Origin of the sequence: Knoellia flava TL1, assembly GCF_000768675.1 — a bacterium.
GTDB classification, from domain to species: Bacteria; Actinomycetota; Actinomycetes; order Actinomycetales; family Dermatophilaceae; genus Knoellia; species Knoellia flava.
This window is the reverse complement of the sequence record NZ_AVPI01000004.1, coordinates 36,010-54,971: the sequence shown is the minus strand read 5'-3', so window position 1 is coordinate 54,971 and position 18,962 is coordinate 36,010. Positions and strand designations below refer to the sequence as shown.

Below are 18,962 nucleotides of genomic sequence, written 5' to 3'. Positions count from 1 at the left end.
GCGGAAGGGTCGGCGCGCCGGAACACGCAGCGTCGTGCGTCAGATCGTCAGCTTGGCCCAGGTGCGCGGGCCGATGATGCCGTCGGCGACGAGCCCGCGGCTCGTCTGGAACGCCTTCGCCTTGCTCACCGACACGGACCCGAAGACACCGTCGGCGGTGAGCGAGTAGCCGCGCGCCGTGAGCGCCTTCTGCGCGGCGACGACCGCCTGCCCGGTCGAGCCGTTCTGCACGGTGACGACGAGTGCGGCCCATGTCTTCGGACCGACGATCCCGTCGGCGTAGAGACCGCGGGAGGACTGGAACGCCTTGACCTTGCTCGCGGTGACCGACCCGAAGACGCCGTCGACGGTGAGCGACTGGCCACGGGCGCGCAGCAGGTGCTGGACCACGGTGACCCGGAAGCCGGTGGCGCCGGAGCGCACCGTCGACCACGTGATCGTCGGCGCGGGGTCGGGCGACCCACCGATCTTCGCGACGAGCGGTGCGATGCGAGAGTCGCCGGGACGGACGTTGATCTCGAAGTGCATCTCGTCCTTGCGGCCCGAGTAGTCGCCACCCCAGCGCACGACACCGTTGCAGGAGCTGAGGATCGAGCGGATCCGGCTCACCTGGGTCGAGCTGAACGTGCCGGACGCACCGAGCGGGTGCCGCGGGGCGTTGACGTCGATGGCGGTGCCGGAGGCGTGGTTCGACAGGCTCGTGCTGCCGGAGATGACGCGGTAGTTGTAGCCCCAGTTGCCGGGAGTCACGAGGGCCTCGACCTCGTTGTGGAAGCGGCGGGCGACGTAGCCGAGGATCGTGTGGACCTGTCCACCCCGTACCCCCGACGGGAAGGCGTGGCCCGCGACCGTCAGACCGGTGATGCCGATCGCGCTCGGGCTGCTGCTCGCCGGCCAGCCGTTCTGCGACGTGGCGGCCTGCGCGGCGCCGGCGCCCGCGACGACGAGGCCACCGCCCAGCAGCATCCCGCCGGCGCCGCGCACGAGCGCCCGTCTTCCCACGTCGGGCGTCTCCGCGAACGCCTCGTCCGGTCCCTGCTCGTGGTGCTGCTCGCACATGGTCGTGTCCCCTCGCTCGCGTGTCGGTCGGCTGCTGCCGGACCCGAACCTAGAAGTGCGGGCGTCACGCGTACATGGGGAGCGCTACCCCTCACCTCCGGTGGCAGGACCCTGCGGAGGCGTGTATGCGGTCCCCGCCCAGGGCGCGTAGCCGACCCACGTGAACTCCTCACCGTGGGCGTCGGGGAGCGGCCACAGCTCACGGGCCCGCGATGCCGCAGCGCGGATCGAGGCGAGGTCGAGTGGCACGAAGGTCTCCGGCACACCCACGGCCTCCCACTCGAGCACGAGCTCGGCATCTCCCTCCGGGACCGGTGAGACCCACCACGACTGTTGGACGCGCAGTTCGCCCGCACCGCCGCCGTTCTGGACGTAGAGCGGCGGTCCGCCATCGCCGGGGAGGTCCGGTGCGACGTCCGGGGAAGTGCCGGGGTCGCCGGCGCCGAGTCGGGTGCCGTCACCTAGGAGCAGGCCGACCCGCGGCTCGTCGGGCATGCCGAACGACTCGAGGACGGCAACCGCCGAGTCCGGGTGGAGCCATGCCTCGATCCGATGAGCATCCCGCGGTCGTAGACGCGGACTTCCGCCACCCTGGCCACGACCGCCTCGGTGGCGACGACCTCCAGGTCCGCCGCGAGAAGTGCCGGGACGACGTTGAGTGGTGGCATCCACGGGTGGTTGACGAAACGTCGAGGCGCGCTCGGCTCGTCGCCCGGGGGCCGACGCGGTTCGAAGAACGGTTCGCGGTCGCTCATGGCGACACCGTAGGCCTCCGGGCGGCACGGCATACGGGGATTGTCGGAGGCTCGGGGGACAATGGGGTGTGCCGCTCTACCGTGACCAGGGGATCGTTCTGCGCACCCACAAGCTGGGTGAGGCGGACCGCATCATCACGGTCCTCACGCGCAGCCTCGGCAAGGTCCGCACGGTCGGCAAGGGCGTGCGCCGCACGAAGTCGCGCTTCGGCGCCCGGCTCGAGCCGGGGATGCTCGTCGACCTCCAGTGCTACGAGGGGCGCAACCTCGACACGGTGACCCAGGCCGAGACGCTCGAGTCGTGGGGCGACGTCTGCGCCCGCGACTACGACGCGTGGACCGCGGCCAACGCCGTCCTCGAGACCTGCGACCGGCTCACCGAGGAGCGCGAGCCGGCCCTCCAGCAGTACCTCCTCGTCACCGGCGCGCTGCGTTCGCTCGCCGGCAAGGAGCACGACCCCAACCTCGTCCTCGATGCCTACCTCCTGCGCGCGCTCGCGATCGCCGGCTGGGCGCCGAGCTTCCACGACTGCGCGAAGTGCGGCGCCGAGGGTCCGCACCGCGCGTTCCACGTCGTCTCCGGTGGCGCCGTCTGCTCCGTATGCCGTCCGCCCGGCTCGAGCGCCCCGGCGCCGGAGACGCTCCGGTTGCTCGCTGCGCTGCTCGCCGGCGACTGGATGATCGCCGACGGTTCCAAGCTCAGGCACCGCCGCGAGGGCAGCGGGCTGACGACCGCGTTCCTCCAGTGGCACCTCGAACGCGGGGTGCGCTCGCTCCGTATGGTGGAGCGGTGACGAGCCGTCCCTTCCCGCACCCGAGCGGCGCGCAAGCCCCGTCCATCCCGGCGCAGCAGGTTCCCGGTCACGTCGCCATCGTCATGGACGGCAACGGTCGCTGGGCCAACCAGCGCGGGTTGCCGCGCACCAAGGGTCACGAGGCCGGCGAGGGCGCCCTGCTCGACGTCGTCGCGGGGGCGATCGAGGCGGGCGTGACGCACCTGTCGGCCTATGCCTTCTCGACGGAGAACTGGCGGCGCTCGCCCGAGGAGGTCCGCTTCCTCATGGGCTTCAACCGGGACGTCATCCGCCGCCGCCGCGACCAGCTGCACGACTGGGGGGTCCGGATGCGCTGGGTCGGTCGGCGCCCGCGGCTGTGGAGCTCGGTCATCAAGGAGCTCGAGGTCGCCCAGGAGCTCACCCAGCACAACACCGGTCTCACCCTCTACTTCTGCGTCAACTACGGCGGGCGGGCCGAGCTCGGCGATGCCGCCCGGGCGATGGCCGAGGACGTGGCTCGCGGCCGGCTGAAGCCCCGCAACGTCGACGAGAAGGCGCTCGCGCGCTACCTGCCGGAGCCCGGCATGCCCGACGTCGACCTCTTCGTCCGGAGCTCAGGGGAGCAGCGCACGAGCAACTTCCTGCTGTGGCAGAGCGCCTACGCAGAGATGGTCTTCCTCGACACGCTGTGGCCCGACTTCGACCGGCGCGACCTGTGGCGGGCCATCGAGATCTACGCCGACCGCGACCGCCGCTACGGCGGCGCCGTCGACTCGGCCGCCACGCCGACCGGCCCGGACGAGACCTCGACCGAGTCGAGATAGCACGACACGCCGCACGGGCGCGCCGTCCCCGTCATGTCCTGCTACCTCGACCGGTCCGGATAGTCGCCGACGATGACGGTGCCGTGCTGCTCCGCCAGCGCGACAAGGGCCTCGGGGTCGGCCAGGAGAGCCTCCTCGCCGCGCTCGGCGACCTCGGCAAAGATCTGCTCGAAACCCGGCGGGGAGATGATCGTGAGCATCCGGACGGGGGACGTGCCGAGACGCCGTAGTCCGTGCACAACTCCGCGGGGAACCGTGATGAACGCGCCCGGTCCCGCGGTGCTGGTCCGCCCGGCGACGTGCAGCTCGACGTCGCCGTCGAGGACGTAGAAGGACTCCTCGGCTGCGACGTGTGTGTGGAGCGGGGTCGAGTCGGACCAGAAGGTCTCCTCCATGAGGGAGTAGGCGCCGCCCACCGCGGTGCCGTCCGTCTTGGTGACGTACGTCGACCCGAGGGCCGTGACCTCCGGGCCTCCGGGGCCGCTCAGGAAGAACGACGTCACGACGAGCACCTCCCGACGTCCAGGTCTGGGACGCCTCGGACGCTACTCCCGTCGCGATGGCTGAGGGCTCGACCGGCGTGGCAGGCCTCCGACTCGTTGCGACTTCGCAGAGCCGTTCGCTGGGCTGACAACTCTGCGAAGTCGCAATCAGTCGGGGTGGGGGTCAGTGGGAGGTGCAGGTCCCGAAGAGCTCGATGGTGTGGGTGACGTCGCTGAAGCCGTTCTGCCGAGCGACCTCGGCCGCCCACTTCTCGACCGCCGGACCCTCGACCTCGACGGTGCGGCCGCACTCGCGACACACGAGGTGGTGGTGGTGGGCGTCGGTGCCGCACGAGCGGTAGACGCACTCGCCGTCGTCGGTGCGCAGGACGTCGACGTCGCCGTCGGCGGCCATCGCCTGGAGGTTGCGGTAGACCGTCGCGAGCCCGACCGACTCGCCGCGCTGCTGGAGGCGGCCGTGGAGGTCCTGGGCCGAGAGGAACTCGGTCGTGGTCGACATGAGGTCGGCCAGTGCCGCCCGCTGTCGAGTGGGCCGGCGGGCTGCGGTCCCGGCCGCGGTCCCGGCCGCTGTCCCGGCTGCGGTTTCGGTGTGCGCTGGGCTCATCGCACGACCTCCTCGTGCTCGTCGTGCCCGTCGTGCCGGGCGTGTGCCTCGTGCTCGTCGTAGTGGTCGCGGTGCGGGGCGTGACGGTGCCCGTCGTGGAGGTAGTCGACGTGGCCGTCGTGCGGGATCGCCGGGTGGCCGCAGGCGGGCCCGTGCTCGTGGTCGTGCCGCTCGGCCCGCTCGTGCGCGGCCCGCCGCGCCCGGGCCACGGCGCCGGAGACGACGCTCACGACGAGGAAGGCGGCGATGGCGAGCAGCACAATCGTCCCGCCCGACGGGGTCTCGGCATAGAACGACGAGACGACCCCGCCGACGCTGGCCAGCACCCCGAGCAACGACGCCCAGAGCAGGCTGCTGCGGAAGCTGCGCGAGACGAGCTGGGCCGTCGCGTTGGGGATGATCATGAGCGCGGTGATGAGCAGGAGGCCGACGACCCGCATCGACACGACGACGGTCACGGCGGTGAGCACCGACAGTGCGATGTTGTAGCCCATGACCGGCAGTCCGACCGCACGGGCGAACTCCTCGTCGTTGGCCACCGCGAAGAAGCGCTGGCGCAGCACCCATGTCACCGCGGCGACGACGACGGCCAGCGCGGCGAAGACGACGATGTCACTCGTGCTCGTCGTGAGGATGGCGCCGAAGAGGTAGCCGGTGAGGTTGGCGGGTGAGGTCGCGCTCGACTTCGAGATGAGGACGACACCGAGCGCGATGCCGCCGTAGAACATCACGGCGAGCGCGATGTCACCGCTCGTGCGGCCGGCCGCGCGGATGAGCTCGACCCCGACGGCCGCGGCGACCGCGGCGACGAGTGCGGTGAGGACGGGCATCGAGCCGGTGAGGATGCCGACCGCGACGCCGGCGAGGGCCACGTGCCCGATGCCGTCGCCGATGAGCGACATCCGGCGCTGGACGAGGAACGCGCCGACGAGGGGGGCGGCGAGGCCGACGAGCACGGCGGCGACCAGGGCCTGGCGCATGAAGTCGAGGGCGAGGAGGTCGCTCACGGCTGGACCTCCCTCGGCGGCAGCGGGTCGGTGAGGATCGCCGCGATGCCCGGGGCGGGGTGGTCGTGGGACGGCGACTCGTGGTGGTGGCCGTCGCCGAGCTCGTGACCGCGGTGACCGCGGGCGTAGGCGCTGGGACTGCCGTCGAAGTCGACGTGCCCGCCGTCCATGCAGACGATGCGGGTGACGACGTCGCGCAGGGCGGCGAGCTCGTGGGTGACGACGAGCATCGAGGTGCCGCGCGCAGCGAGGCGCCCGAGGACCTCCGCGAGCACCCGCTGGTTGTCGATGTCGACGCCGGCCGTCGGCTCGTCCATGACGAGCACGTCCGGCTGGGCGACGAGTGCCCGGGCGATGAGGACGCGGCGCTGCTGTCCTCCGCTCAGGGCGGCGACGTCCTCACGCTCGCGGTCGCGCAGGCCCACGGCGTCGAGGGCCTCGTCGACGAGCCGGGCGTCCTCGGTTCCGGATGGACGCCACCAGGGGCGCAGCGGCAGTCGGCCGACCTCGACGATCTCGCGGACGGTCGCCCGCACCGACGTCGACAGCGAGTGGCGCTGCGGGACGTAGCCGATGCGAGGCCGCTCACGGAACCGGTCGAGCGGCGTGCCGAAGAGGCTCACCTCGCCGCCGAGGTGCTCGGAGAGGCCGAGCAGGCCCTTGACGAGCGTCGTCTTGCCCGAGCCGTTCGGGCCGAGGAGCGCGATGACCTCGCCCGGCCCCTGGTCGAGCGAGACGCCGTCCACCACCTTGCGGTCGGCGTAGCCGAAGGAGGCCGACCGCAGGGAGATGAGGGCGCCCTCGCTCATCGGCAGCCCTGGCCCTTCTTGAGCGTGGCGAGGTTGGAGCGCATGACCTCAAGGTAGTTGCTGCCCGCCGACGCGTCGCTCAGCCCTTCGATCGGGTCGAGGACGGCGACGGTCGCGCCCGTCTCCTTGGCGATGGTGTCGGCGAGGTCGCGGCCGACGAGCGTCTCGGCATAGATCGTCGTCACCTTGTGCTCGCGCACGTGCTCGACGATCTCCTTCATGGCAGCGGCGTTGGGCTCGGCGTCGGGGGAGAGGCCGGCGATGCCTGACTGGTGGAAGTCGTAGCGGTCCGCGAGGTAGGCGAAGGCGACGTGTCCGGTGACGAGGTCGCGGTTGGCGCAGCTCGCCAGACCCGTCCGGAACTCCTCGTCGAGCGTGGTCAGCTCCGCGACGAACGCGTCCGCGTTCTCCTTGTATGCCGTCGCGCCGTCCGGGTCGACCTCGGACAGCCGGTCGGCGATCGCCCCGGCCGCCTTCGCATAGCGGGTGGGGTCGAGCCAGAAGTGGGGGTCGATCGCGCCGCCGGTCGGGCTCGGCTCCTCGGCGTGCTCCTCGCCGCCGTGGTCGTGCCCGTCCTCGCTCGCCTCGATGGAGAGGTCGACCGCGGTGGAGACGTCGAGCGCCTTCTCGCCGTCGACCCTCTCGACGGCCTCGTCGACAGCCGGCTGGAAGCCCTTCTCGACGACGACGAGGTCGGCCTTCGCGAGGCCGGCGACGTCCTTCGGGGTGAGCTCGACGTCGTGCGGCTCCGCGCCCGGCTTGGTGAGGTTCGCGACGCTGACGCGGTCCCCACCGACGCGCTCCACGGCATACGCGAGGGGGTAGAAGGCGGCGGTGACGGCGACCGCGTCGTCCGAGCCGGACGCCCCCGAGGCGTTGGCGCTCGAGCCCGAGCCGCAGCCGGTGAGGGCGAGCAGGCCGAGCAGGGGCAGGGCGGCGAGGGGTCGCTTCATGACAATCATTCTCAACTCAGATGAGAATGATTGTCAAACAGCGTCTCTCAGCGCGGGATGGCCTGCGTGATCGTGATGGCGACGGCGATGGCGACGACGGCGATCCGCATGAGCCGCTCGGGAGCGGTGAGCCGCGGCCAGCCGAGGACGAGCAGCCACGCGAGGAAGAGCGTGACGAGCGCGAGGAGGACCCAGCCCCAGCCCGGGATGAGCGCCCCGGCGACCATGAGGCCGAGGATGACGAGGAAGGGGACGGCGCGGGGGAGCGAGGCGATCGTCCGCAGGGCGGGCGCGCTCGCGTTCTCGAGGGACTCGCGAAGGCTGGGCACGAGCGCAGAGCCTACGGGAGCGGCACGACGCGAAGGTCGCGCGCCTGGCGACCGCCGGCGCCCAAACCGGTGCGGGAACGCTTCCCCGCGGACCGTATCCTTGCGCGCATGGCCAAGGAGACCTCCACCGTCGATACCGTCGTCAACCTCTGCAAGCGGCGAGGTTTCGTCTTCCCCAGTGGTGAGATCTACGGCGGCACCCGCTCGGCCTGGGACTACGGGCCGCTCGGTGTCGAGCTCAAGGAGAACATCCGCCGGCAGTGGTGGAAGGCAATGGTCATCGGTCGCGACGACGTCGTCGGCCTCGACTCCTCGATCATCCTGCCGCGTGAGACGTGGGTCGCCTCGGGTCACGTCGGCACGTTCACCGACCCGCTCACGGAGTGCCTCAGCTGCCACAAGCGCTTCCGCGTCGACCACATGCAGGAAGCCATCGCGGCGAAGAAGAACATCGAGGACCCCGACTCGATCCCGCTCACCGACATCGCCTGCCCGAACTGCGGCACGCGCGGCCAGTGGACCGAGGCGCGCGAGTTCAACATGATGCTCAAGACCCACCTCGGCGTCATCGAGGACGAGTCCGGCCTGCACTACCTTCGTCCCGAGACCGCCCAGGGCATCTTCGTCAACTTCCTCAACGTCATGCAGACGTCGCGCAAGAAGCCGCCGTTCGGCATCGCCCAGACCGGCAAGAGCTTCCGCAACGAGATCACGCCGGGCAACTTCATCTTCCGCACGCGCGAGTTCGAGCAGATGGAGATGGAGTTCTTCGTCAAGCCCGGCGAGGACGACGAGTGGTTCCAGTACTGGATCGACGAGCGCACCCGCTGGTACGTCGACCTCGGCATCAAGCCCGAGAACCTGCGCCACTACGAGCACCCGGCCGACAAGCTGTCGCACTACTCCAAGCGCACCGTCGACATCGAGTACCGCTTCAACTTCGCCGGCAGCGAGTGGGGCGAGCTCGAGGGCATCGCCAACCGCACCGACTTCGACCTCGGCACGCACTCGAAGCACTCCGGCACCGACCTCGTCTACTTCGACCAGACGAGCGGCGAGCGCTACACGCCCTACGTCATCGAGCCCGCGGCCGGTCTCTCGCGCAGCCTCATGACCTTCCTCGTCGACGCCTACGCCGAGGACGAGGCACCCAACACCAAGGGCGGCGTCGACAAGCGCGTCGTTCTCCGTCTCGACCGTCGCCTCGCCCCGGTCAAGGCGGCCGTGCTCCCGCTGAGCCGCAACGCCGACCTCTCGCCCAAGGCCCGCGACCTCGCCGCGACCCTGCGCCGCAGCTGGAACGTCGAGTTCGACGACGCCGGTGCGATCGGCAAGCGCTACCGCCGCCAGGACGAGATCGGCACGCCGTTCTGCATCACCGTCGACTTCGACACCCTCGAGGACGACGCCGTGACGATCCGCGAGCGCGACACGATGGCCCAGGAGCGGGTTTCGCTCGACCAGGTCGAGGGCTACCTCGCCCAGCGGCTCGTCGGCTGCTGATGCGGTCGCCGCGCCGGGTCGGCGCCTGACGTGGTGAGGGGCGGGGCCGCGCCCACGGAAGCAACCTCACGCCGCAACGCCGGGCTGCTCCTCACGCTCGTCCTCGCCGGCATGGCGATGCTCGGACCGTTCTCGATCGACACGCCCTTCCCGGCGTTCGCCCAGATGCGCGGCGAGTTCGGGGTCGGCATCGACGAGATGCAGCTCGTCGTCAGCACCTACATGCTGGCCTTCGCGGTCATGACGCCGTTCCACGGACCGCTCTCGGACGCCGTCGGACGCAAGCCCGTCGTCATCGGCGCGCTCGCGTCCTACACGCTGGCGAGCATCGGCTGCGCCCTGTCGCCCAACCTCGGCGTGCTCCTCTTCTTCCGCGTCCTCCAGGGGCTCTCGGCGGGTGGCTCGACGATCATCGGCCGCACGATCATCCGCGACCTCTTCGACGGCGCCGAGGCGCAGCGGGTCATGAGCCGCGTCATGATGATCTTCGGCCTCGCCCCAGCGGTGGCGCCGATCATCGGGGGTCTCCTCCTCGGGCTCGGTCCGTGGCCGACGATCTTCTGGTTCATCGGCGCCTTCGCCCTCGTCCTCGCCGGCGTCGTCCTCGTCGTCGTCCCCGAGACCCACCCGCGCGAGCGTCGTCGGCCGCTGCGGCTCGCGCCGATGCTGCGCGACCTCGTGCGCGTCGCGCGCGACGGCCAGTTCGAGCGCATGGGCTGGGCCATCACCCTCGTCTTCGCCGGGCAGTTCATCTACATCGGCGGTGCCGCGATCTTCGTCGTCGACCTCCTCGGCAAGGGCGAGGGCGACTTCTGGCAGTTCTTCGTCCCGATGATCAGCGGCGTCATCGTCGGCTCGTGGGTGAGCGGTCGCGCGGCCGGCCGGGTGGACACCCGAAGGCTCATCACGTGGTCCTTCGCCGTGTCGGTCCTCGCCGCCGTCCTCAACGTCGGCCTGGCCATCGCGTTCGGACCCGAGCTGCCGTGGGCCGTGGTCGGGCCGAGCCTCATCGCCGTCGGCACGGGCACGGCCTTCCCGACGATCCAGGTCGCCCTGCTCGACCTCTTCCCGCACGTGCGTGGTGCGGCCGCCTCGGTCGCGGGGGTCATGCCGCTCGCGACCAACGCCGTCGTCGCCGCCCTCCTCACCCCGCTCGTCACCGGCTCTGTGACGACGCTGGCCGTCGCGAGCCTCGTCCTCGTCGTCCTCGGCTGCCTCATGTGGGTCTGGCACCTCGTCGCCGACGCAGGCCCGGCGCGCGTGCCCGAACCCTCGCGCTCCTGACGCCGTTGCCCTTCTCGCCGGTTATCGTCGGCGCATGGCTGACACCGGCGACGAGGGCGTCGTCGAGCAGGCCGTCGCCGACGCCGCCAGACGCCTGTATGCCGTCCCGCTCGCCGACTTCGTCGCGTCGCGCAAGGCGCTGGCCACCGAGGTGAAGGCGGCTGCCGGTCCGGCCGCCTCGAAGGCGGTGCTGGCCCTGCGCAAGCCCACCCTGCCTGCGTGGGCGATGAACCTCGTCCCACGGGGGGACTCGTCCGCGCTCGCGGACCTGGTCGGGCTGGGGGCTCGGATGCGTGCCGCCCAGTCCCGGCTCGACACGGCGACCCTCACGTCGGTGAGGGGGGAGCGTGACGCCGCGCTCACGGCATACGTCGAGGCGGTGGCGGGCGCCGCGGACGGTGAGGGCGCGAGCCTCTCGGCGGCGGCGCGCGAGGAGGTGCGCGCCTCGGCGATCGCGGCGCTCGCCGACGAGAGCGCCTCGGACGCCCTGGCCTCCGGGCAGCTGACCCGGGCGCTGAGCTACAGCGGGTTCGGCGAGGTCGACCTCTCGGGTGCGGTCGGAGTGACGAGCTCGGGCTCGGTCGTCTCGGTGCTGCCGGGCGGGGCGATCCTGTCGGGGACCTCGACGGAGGAGGCTGGCGAGGCCGACGACGAAGAGGCCGACGACGGGGACGAGCTCACCGAGGAGGAGCTCGCCCGTGCGGTCGCCGAGGCCAAGGAGGCCAAGGCGAGGGCGCGCGCCCGCGAGAAGGAGCAGCGACGGGCCGCGACCGAGCTCGCCGAGGCGCAGGCCGAGATGTCCGCAGCGCAGGCGTCCCTCGACGAGGCCGAGAAGGCGGCTCGCGCCGCACGGCGCGCGGTCGTCGACGCCCAGTCGCGGCTCGACGCAGCCCGGGCCACGGTCGCTGCAGTGGACGCCGAGGACGGCTGACGCTTTCAGGGAACGTCCAGCCGTCTCCGTAGGATGTGCGCATGGATCGCCCTCGAAGTACCGGCCGGAACCTCCGTGAGCACGTCGCGAGGAGGTTCCGGTGAACCAGGACACCGCACTCGCCTTCGGGCTCGTGCTGCTCTTCGTCCTCGTCGGGGGGATCTTCGCCGCGACCGAGCTGGCGCTGGTCTCCCTGCGTGAGACCCAGCTCGGCGCCATGGAGCGCAGCGGCGCCCGCGGCGCCAGGGTCGCTCGGCTGGCGCGCGACCCCAACACCTTCCTCGCCGCGGTCCAGATCGGCGTCACCGTGGCCGGCTTCCTCTCGGCGGCCTACGGCGCGACGACGATCGCGCCCGATGTGGCCCCTCTGCTGGAGCGGGCCGGGGTGCCCGAGGGCGCGGCCGGGTCGGTCGCGCTCGTCCTCATGACGCTCGTCATCGCCTACCTCTCGCTCGTCTTCGGTGAGCTCGTGCCGAAGCGACTCGCGCTCCAGCGGGCTCCCGCCATCGCGCTCGCCGTGGCGCCGCCGCTGTCCCGCTTCGCGACGCTCATGAAGCCGGTCATCTGGCTGCTGTCGCGCTCGACCAACGCCGTCGTCCGCCTCCTCGGTGGCAACCCCGACGCCGCGGGCGACGAGATGAGCGAGGAGGAGCTGCGCCACCTCGTCGGCCACCACAAGGACCTCGAGGCCGACGAGCGGCAGATCCTCCAGGACGTCTTCGCCGCAACCGACCGCAACCTCAAGGAGGTCATGCGGCCCCGTGGCGAGGTCGACTTCCTCGACGCCTCGGCGACGCTGGCGCAGGCCCGCGAGGTCATCGCCCGCACCCCGCACTCGCGCTTCCCGGTGACCCGTCGCCACTCGGTCGACGACATCGTCGGCTTCGTCCACGTGCGTGACATCCTCTCGGCCGACGACTCCGAGACGGGCGAGGCCACCATCGCCCCGCTCGTCCGCGAGATCACCGTGCTGCCGAGCAGTGGCCGCGTGCTCGCGGCCCTGACGCGGATGCGCGAGGGCGTGCACATGGCACTCGTCGTCGACGAGTACGGCGGCACCGACGGCATCGTCACCCTCGAGGACATCGTCGAGGAGCTCGTCGGCGACATCCGTGACGAGTACGACCCGGAGGGCGACGGCCCGGACGCCTCCCAGCCGCCCACGGGGGAGCTGCCCCTCGACGCGACGACCGAGATCGACGGCGGCATGCACCTCGCCGACTACGCCGATCTCACCGGGACCGAGGTCGCTGTCGAGCGCTTCTCGACCGTCGCGGGCCTCGTCCTCGAGCACCTCCAGGACATTCCCGTCGTCGGCGACAGCGTCACGGTCGACGGGCGCACCCTCACCGTCCTCGAGATGGACGGGCGCCGGATCGCGCGGCTGCGCGTCGGTGCAGTCGATCGCCACCCCGACCCGTCCGCAGGCTCCTCCGCGGGTGCCGCCGCGGACTGACGTGCTGCTCACCCGCGGCCGGTGCGCGCGGAGCGGGCCGCCCGCGTGTGCGCGCGGGAATGTCGGCGAGGCTGCTCCCGTTCAGGTAGATGAATCGTCAACTAATCAGTCGAAGGAGCGAATGGCATGGAGTTCGGCATCTTCACCGTCGGGGACGTCACGATGGACCCGACCACCGGCAGGACGCCCTCGGAGAACGAGCGCATCAAGGCCACGGTGGCCATCGCGAAGAAGGCCGAGGAGGTGGGCCTCGACGTCGTCGCGACCGGTGAGCACCACAACCCGCCGTTCGCCGCTCCTGCCAACCCGCCGGTGCTCCTGGCTCACCTCGCGGCCGTGACCGAGCGCGTCGTCCTCTCGACGAGCACGACCCTCATCACCACGAACGACCCCGTGCGCCTCGCGGAGGACTACGCCTACCTCCAGCACCTGGCCGACGGTCGGATGGACCTCATGATGGGCCGCGGCAACACCGGCCCCGTCTACCCGTGGTTCGGCAAGGACATCCGTGACGGCCTCGACCTCGCCATCGAGAACTACGCACTGCTGCACCGCCTGTGGCGCGAGGAGGCCGTGACCTGGCAGGGCAAGTTCCGCACGCCCCTCCAGGGGTTCACCTCGACGCCCCGACCGCTCGACGGCATACCTCCGTTCGTCTGGCACGGCTCGATCCGCAGCCCCGAGATCGCGGAGCAGGCCGCCTACTACGGTGACGGCTTCTTCCACAACAACATCTTCTGGCCGCTGTCGCACACGAAGCAGATGGTCAACCTCTACCGCCGCCGCTACCAGCACCACGGCCACGGCAAGCACGACCAGGCGATCGTCGGCCTCGGCGGCCAGGTCTTCATGCACAGGAACAGCCAGGACGCGGTGCGCGAGTTCCGCCCCTACTTCGACAACGCGCCGGTCTACGGTCACGGGCCCTCGCTCGAGGAGTTCACCCGCGAGACCCCGCTCACCGTCGGCTCCCCGCAGCAGGTCATCGAGCGCTACGCCACGATGGCCGACCACGTCGGCGACTACCAGCGCCAGCTCTTCCTCATGGACCACGCCGGTCTGCCGCTCACGACGGTCCTCGAGCAGATCGAGCTCCTCGGCGGCGAGGTCGTCCCGGAGCTGCGTCGGATCGCCGACGCGCGCCGCCCTGCCCACGTGCCCGCCACGGCACCCCGTCACGCCGAGCGCCTCGTCGCGCTCGACGGCACCCCTGTGGAGGTCTGACATGACGCGTCGCATCGTCGCGGTGACGGCCGGGCTGTCCGAGCCCAGCTCGACCCGGCTGCTCACCGACCGCCTCACCGAGGCCGTGGCGCGCCACGTCACCGCCCACGGTGAGGAGGCCGTGGTCGAGGTCGTCGAGCTGCGCCCGCTGGCCCGGCTCATCACCGACCAGATGCTCACCCGCTTCCCGAGCGGGGAGCTGGCCGCGGCCATCGAGAAGGTCATCTCGGCCGATGCTCTCGTCGCCGTCTCCCCGGTCTTCTCCGGCTCCTACAGCGGGCTGTTCAAGGCGTTCTTCGACAACCTCGACGTCGACGCGCTCGACGGCAAGCCGGTCCTCGTCGCCGCCACCGGTGGCTCGTCGCGGCACTCGCTCATGCTCGACCATGCGATGCGTCCGCTCTTCTCCTACCTGCACGCCTCGGTCGTCCCGACCGGCGTCATGGCCGCGACCGACGACTTCGGCACGCCCGGCCTCGACCGCCGGGTCGACCGCGCGGCGGCCGAGCTCGTCGCGGCCCTCCTCGGGTCGGCGGCGGGTGCGGCGGCGGGGCGGTCCGGCTTCCTGCCGGCCGAGGGGGAGCAGCGCGAGGCCGGCTTCACCGACCGGTTCGGCGACGTCACCGACTTCGGCGAGCTGCTGCGGCGCGCGTCCTCCTGACCTCGCCGACCGACCCGACTTGCTGCGCGATGGGGCGCCGACGTGGATGCGCTGATACCGTTGTCCATGTTGCCTTTCAGGCGGCACCTGAGTTCTCCATACGGGAGCGCTCGCAACACACAGATAGGCAACACCAGTGGCAACCGGCACCGTGAAGTGGTTCAACAGCGAAAAGGGCTTCGGCTTCATCGAGCAGGACGGTGGCGGCGCTGACGTCTTCGTCCACTACTCGGCGATCGAGAGCAGCGGCTACCGCGAGCTCACCGAGGGCCAGAAGGTCGAGTTCGACGTCACGCAGGGCCCCAAGGGTCCGCAGGCCGAGAAGGTCAAGGGTCTCTGACCCAGGACCACCTTCGAGACTCCGCTCTCGCCGAAGCCCCCCGACCGGATGGTCGGGGGGTTTTCGTATGCCGTGTGCCCGCCGCCTCTTTGCGCTTGGCCTCGGGCGTTGGACAGTGGGAGGGTGAGCGGCCCACCACGCGAGGCCGGCGACGAGTTCGCCGACTACGTCCGCGCCCGGCAGGAGCAGCTGCTGCGCGCGGCCTATCTGGTCTGCGGCGACCTCGCCCTCGCCGACGAGGTCACGCAGGACGCCTTCGGCGCGCTGCTGCTGCGGTGGCGGCGGATGCGGGACGACGACCCCGACACGTTCGTGCGACGCGAGGCCTACCGCGCGGCGACGGTGCGGCGCGTCCGTCGGCGCGAGGGGTCGGGGTCGGGGCCGGACCTGCCGCCCGGGCTCGCCGCGCTCACCCGGCGGCAGCGCGCCGTGGCCGTCCTCCTTCGCTACGAGGAGCGGGGAGAGGTCGAGGCGGCCGAGGTGCTGGGCCTGTCGGTGGCGTCGCTGCGGCGACAGCTGCCGGCCGTGACCCGCGACGACCTGCTCGACGCCGCCTCGCCGGTGCCGGACCGGGACTACGTCGACCGGGCCCGGCTCGGTGCCCTGGGCCGGCGTCGGCACGCCTGGCGCCGGTGGGCCGGGACGGTCGCCGCGGGTGCCGTCCTCGTCGGAGCGGTCATCGCCCTGCCCGACGGCTCCGGTCGGTCGGTCGCCCCCGCACCCTCGGCGACACCCTCGGCATCGGGTGCGAGCGCGACGTCGCGGTGGGACGGCTCGGCGTTCGCGCTGCTCGGCACGGTGGCCCAGGTCGGCCCGAGCGAGGAGCAGGTCTCCTTGCTGCCGACCGTCGACGACCTCACCCGGGGGCAGCTCGCCCTGCCCGAGGTGCTGTCCTTCGGCCCGCGCACCCGGATGCGCACCCTGAGCGAGCTCGGCCCGAGCAGCGCACCCGTGCGAGCGGTCCTTCTGCGGCACGAGTCCGACGGTTTCCGGGCGGTGCTCGTGCGTCCCACGCTCGAGGACCAGTTCGTCGTCGTCGACACGCTGCCGCTCGTCCCCAACGTCGACGAGGCGGGTCGGGCCAGCCCGCCGCTCGAGGTCACCGCGGTCGCCGAGGACCGACGTCACGTCCTCTTCCTGCAGCCGGGGAGGGTCGTCGTGCTCGACGCCTACTCGGGGGAGGTGCGCACCCATCCGGTGGCGGACAGGTACCTCGACCACGGCGGCTGGACACCGACGTCAGTCATCGCCTGGTCGGAGACGGCACGCTGGCGCATCGACCGGAGGACCGGACAGGTGACCCGCCTGTCGCAGTCGTCGCACCTGGGTCCGCACCGGGTCACCGTGGAGGCTGGGGACGAGGTGCGCGTCCACACGTTCGACGTCAACGGGTCCAACCAGGCGACCCGCGGGGGGCCGGGCGTCCTCAGCGGCACGTGGGGGACGACCCTGACGAGCCCATCCGGACGGGTCGCGACCGGCGGTTTCCTCGGGCGCGACGCAGCGCTCGCGGCGAACCAGCGCCGCCCCGAGCGACTCTTCCAGGGAGTGCTCGCCCTACCCGGCGAGGGCACCGCCACTGACGAAGGCTCCGTTGAGGCCACGGACGGAAGCGCCCCCCGGCTCCTCGTTGCGCCGTTGAGCGAAGGCGTCTCCGTCGGGTGCTGCGAGGTTCTCGGCTGGGCCTACAACGACCAGGTGCTCGTCCGCTGGAGGACGACCCACCTCCTGTCGTGGAACGCCTCCACCGGATCCCTCGTCAGGGTCTCCACCCTGCCCGGTCGTGGGGGCAGCGCGCCCGGAACGGCCGCCGTCTCAGTCGCGATCGCTCCCTGACCCCGTCGCCACGGGCCGCGTGGGGTCGGTGATCCAGTGGCTCCACGACCCGATGTAGGGCGTGGCGTCGACCCCGGCGAGGTGCAGGGCCAGGGCCGTGTGGGCCGCTGTCACGCCCGAGCCGCAGGTCGTCCCCACCTCGGCGCCGGCCGTGGCTCCCAGCTGCGCGAAGTAGGAACGGAGTTCGTCGGCCGAGCGGAAGCGGCCGTCGGGCGCGAGCTGCTCGCCCATCGGGGCGTTGCGGGCGCCGGGGACGTGACCGGCGACGGCGTCGATCGGCTCGGTCTCGCCGCGGAACCGTTCGCCGGCCCGCGAGTCGAGGAGGACGCCCTCGCGCGCCACGCGGGCCGCCCCGTCGGCGTCGAGCACCGGCACCGAACCGGGACGCACGACGACGTCGCCCTCCTCGGGCTCGGGGACCTCGGTGGACACCGGCAGGCCCTCCGCCCGCCACGCGGCGAGGCCGCCGTCGAGAACGCGGACGTCGGCCACGCCGGCCCACCGCAGCACCCACCACGCGCGGGCCGAGGCCAGCGACGTCTGCTGGTCGTAGACGACGACCGTCTCGCCCTCGCGCAGCCCGACCGCGCGCAGCCCGGCTTCGAGGACTTCCGGGTCGGGCAGGGGATGACGCCCGCCGGCGCCGGGCGGCCCGGCCAGGACCGCGTCGAGGTCGAGGTGCGGGACCCCGGGAAGGTGCGCCACGGCATACAGGGTCGGTCCGTCACCGGCGAGCGAGTACTGGACGTCGAGCACCCGCACCTCGCCGGCCTCCATGGCGGCTGCGAGCTGTGCAGGGGTGAGGAGCGTGGACATGGCGCCAGTCAACCAGTGGGAGAATCGCTGGGTCATGACTGCTCCAGCCGAGTCCACCACGTCGCCCGTCCTGCCACCGTTGCAGATCGGGCGCCACACGATCGAGTCACCCGTCGTGCTCGCGCCGATGGCGGGCATCACCAACCGCGCCTTCCGGCGACTGTGCCGCGAGTACGGCTCCGCCGGTGCCGCCGCGGGCGGGGCGAGCGGTGCGACGAGCCTCTACGTCAACGAGATGGTGACCTCCCGCGCCCTCGTCGAGCGCACCCCCGAGACGATGCGGCTCATCAGCCACGGACCCGAGGAGCACCCGCGCTCGGTCCAGCTCTACTCGGTCGACCCGGCGACGGCCGGCCTCGCCGCGCGCATGCTCGTCACCGAGGACCTCGCCGACCACATCGACCTCAACTTCGGCTGCCCGGTCCCCAAGGTGACGCGCAAGGGTGGCGGTGCGGCGCTGCCGTGGAAGACCGAGCTCTTCCGGGGGATCGTCAGCAACGTCGTCCGCGAGGCGAGCCCCTACGACGTGCCGGTCACGGTCAAGATGCGCATCGGCATCGACGCGGACCACATCACCTACCTCGACGCCGGGAGGATCGCGGAGGGCGAGGGCGCCGCCGCGGTCGCGCTGCACGGTCGGACCGCCTCGCAGGCCTACTCCGGCCAGGCCGACTGGTCGGCCATCGCCCGGCTCAAGGAGGCCGTGACGACTGTGCCGGTCCTCGGCAACGGCGACATCTGGTCGGCCGAGGACGCGCTGCGCATGGTCGCCGAGACCGGTTGCGACGGCGTCGTCGTCGGCCGCGGCTGCCTCGGCCGGCCGTGGCTCTTCACCGACCTCGCGGCCGCGTTCGCCGGCACGACGGCACGCGTCCAGCCCGGGCTGCGCGAGGTCACCGAGACGCTGCGCCGGCACGCGGCCTACCTCGTCGACTTCTACGACGGCGACGAGCTGCGCGGATGCCGCGACATCCGCAAGCACATCGCGTGGTACCTCAAGGGCTTCCCGGCGGGCTCGACGGTACGCAACCAGCTCGCCCTCGTCGACAGCCTCCAGGCGCTCGACGACCTCATCGGGACCATGGACCTCGACGCGCCGTGGCCGGGGGAGCCGGCCGAGGGCCAGCGCGGCCGGGCAGGCTCGCCGCGGGTGGTCGCGCTGCCCGAGAACTGGTTGCGCTCGCGCGACCTCGACGAGGCGCAGCGGGCGCAGATCGCGCACGCGGAGCTGTCGGTCTCGGGCGGCTGACCGGCAAGCACGCGGCGCGCGGTGCGCGGCGGCGCGCGGACGG

20 protein-coding genes are annotated in these 18,962 nt (G+C 71.9%); 11 read left to right on the top strand and 9 right to left on the bottom strand.

From position 1 onward, the window contains the following. Positions 1-39 precede the first annotated feature (39 nt). Positions 40-1,059, bottom strand: coding sequence for a peptidoglycan-binding protein (locus N798_RS02955; protein WP_035946148.1), 1,020 nt, complete (start codon positions 1,057-1,059; stop codon positions 40-42). 84 nt (positions 1,060-1,143) lie between these two features. Next, positions 1,144-1,554 (bottom strand): hypothetical protein, encoded by a 411-nt coding sequence (locus N798_RS02950; RefSeq protein WP_035946147.1) that lies wholly within the window; start codon positions 1,552-1,554, stop codon positions 1,144-1,146. Positions 1,555-1,882: 328 nt separating this feature from the next. On the opposite strand from N798_RS02950, the gene recO reads away from it, so the two are divergent. Both recO and N798_RS02935 read left to right on the top strand, forming a co-directional pair. Further along, complete coding sequence (recO, locus tag N798_RS02940) at positions 1,883-2,608, top strand: DNA repair protein RecO (protein ID WP_035946145.1); 726 nt, start codon at positions 1,883-1,885, stop codon at positions 2,606-2,608. Beyond that, on the top strand, positions 2,605-3,414 hold the full coding sequence (locus N798_RS02935; protein ID WP_035946144.1) for an isoprenyl transferase: 810 nt from the start codon (positions 2,605-2,607) through the stop codon (positions 3,412-3,414). Before recO ends, N798_RS02935 begins: the two co-directional genes overlap by 4 nt. Positions 3,415-3,455: 41 nt before the next feature. On the opposite strand, the gene N798_RS02930 is transcribed toward N798_RS02935, so the two are convergent. From N798_RS02930 to N798_RS02905, 6 genes are all read right to left on the bottom strand, one after another. Beyond that, the gene (locus N798_RS02930; protein WP_156971585.1) at positions 3,456-3,917 is read right to left on the bottom strand and encodes a cupin domain-containing protein; all 462 of its coding nucleotides are present in this window, start codon (positions 3,915-3,917) and stop codon (positions 3,456-3,458) included. A gap of 163 nt (positions 3,918-4,080) precedes the next feature. After that, complete coding sequence (locus N798_RS02925) at positions 4,081-4,521, bottom strand: Fur family transcriptional regulator (RefSeq protein WP_084100034.1); 441 nt, start codon at positions 4,519-4,521, stop codon at positions 4,081-4,083. Next, positions 4,518-5,528, bottom strand: a complete 1,011-nt coding sequence (locus N798_RS02920; protein WP_035946141.1) for a metal ABC transporter permease — start codon at positions 5,526-5,528, stop codon at positions 4,518-4,520. Before N798_RS02920 ends, N798_RS02925 begins: the two co-directional genes overlap by 4 nt. Then, positions 5,525-6,337, bottom strand: coding sequence for a metal ABC transporter ATP-binding protein (locus N798_RS02915; RefSeq protein WP_035946139.1), 813 nt, complete (start codon positions 6,335-6,337; stop codon positions 5,525-5,527). Before N798_RS02915 ends, N798_RS02920 begins: the two co-directional genes overlap by 4 nt. Further along, the gene (locus N798_RS02910; protein WP_035946137.1) at positions 6,334-7,290 is read right to left on the bottom strand and encodes a metal ABC transporter substrate-binding protein; all 957 of its coding nucleotides are present in this window, start codon (positions 7,288-7,290) and stop codon (positions 6,334-6,336) included. Before N798_RS02910 ends, N798_RS02915 begins: the two co-directional genes overlap by 4 nt. Before the next feature lie 47 nt (positions 7,291-7,337). Then, positions 7,338-7,754: a DUF6703 family protein gene (locus N798_RS02905; RefSeq protein WP_308738191.1), complete on the bottom strand. Its 417-nt coding sequence runs from the start codon at positions 7,752-7,754 to the stop codon at positions 7,338-7,340. On the opposite strand from N798_RS02905, the gene N798_RS02900 reads away from it, so the two are divergent. The 8 genes from N798_RS02900 to N798_RS17170 all read left to right on the top strand — a co-directional run bounded on the left by N798_RS02900 (position 7,728) and on the right by N798_RS17170 (position 16,854). Then, positions 7,728-9,122, top strand: a complete 1,395-nt coding sequence (locus N798_RS02900; RefSeq protein WP_035946132.1) for a glycine--tRNA ligase — start codon at positions 7,728-7,730, stop codon at positions 9,120-9,122. The genes N798_RS02905 and N798_RS02900 overlap by 27 nt on opposite strands. Before the next feature lie 30 nt (positions 9,123-9,152). Next, positions 9,153-10,406 carry a multidrug effflux MFS transporter gene (locus N798_RS02895; RefSeq protein WP_084100032.1) on the top strand — a complete coding sequence of 418 codons (1,254 nt, stop codon included), beginning with the start codon at positions 9,153-9,155 and terminating at the stop codon, positions 10,404-10,406. 34 nt (positions 10,407-10,440) lie between these two features. Next, positions 10,441-11,337 (top strand): hypothetical protein, encoded by an 897-nt coding sequence (locus N798_RS02890; protein ID WP_035946128.1) that lies wholly within the window; start codon positions 10,441-10,443, stop codon positions 11,335-11,337. 100 nt (positions 11,338-11,437) lie between these two features. Next, a complete protein-coding gene (locus N798_RS02885) occupies positions 11,438-12,793 on the top strand; it encodes a hemolysin family protein (protein ID WP_035946126.1) in 1,356 nt (451 codons plus the stop codon). Positions 12,794-12,919: 126 nt separating this feature from the next. Further along, positions 12,920-14,017 carry an LLM class flavin-dependent oxidoreductase gene (locus N798_RS02880; protein WP_035946124.1) on the top strand — a complete coding sequence of 366 codons (1,098 nt, stop codon included), beginning with the start codon at positions 12,920-12,922 and terminating at the stop codon, positions 14,015-14,017. Between the two features lies 1 nt (position 14,018). Then, positions 14,019-14,678 carry a CE1759 family FMN reductase gene (locus N798_RS02875; protein WP_035946121.1) on the top strand — a complete coding sequence of 220 codons (660 nt, stop codon included), beginning with the start codon at positions 14,019-14,021 and terminating at the stop codon, positions 14,676-14,678. 136 nt (positions 14,679-14,814) lie between these two features. After that, positions 14,815-15,018 (top strand): cold-shock protein, encoded by a 204-nt coding sequence (locus N798_RS02870; protein WP_035910714.1) that lies wholly within the window; start codon positions 14,815-14,817, stop codon positions 15,016-15,018. Positions 15,019-15,141: 123 nt separating this feature from the next. Beyond that, positions 15,142-16,854, top strand: a complete 1,713-nt coding sequence (locus tag N798_RS17170) for a SigE family RNA polymerase sigma factor (RefSeq protein WP_052116848.1) — start codon at positions 15,142-15,144, stop codon at positions 16,852-16,854. On the opposite strand, the gene N798_RS02860 is transcribed toward N798_RS17170, so the two are convergent. Further along, complete coding sequence (locus N798_RS02860; RefSeq protein WP_035946119.1) at positions 16,834-17,670, bottom strand: sulfurtransferase; 837 nt, start codon at positions 17,668-17,670, stop codon at positions 16,834-16,836. The genes N798_RS17170 and N798_RS02860 overlap by 21 nt on opposite strands. 34 nt (positions 17,671-17,704) lie before the next feature. Between N798_RS02860 and dusB the strand changes: the two genes are divergently transcribed. Further along, positions 17,705-18,919, top strand: coding sequence for a tRNA dihydrouridine synthase DusB (dusB, locus tag N798_RS02855; protein ID WP_035946184.1), 1,215 nt, complete (start codon positions 17,705-17,707; stop codon positions 18,917-18,919). Positions 18,920-18,962 lie beyond the last annotated feature (43 nt).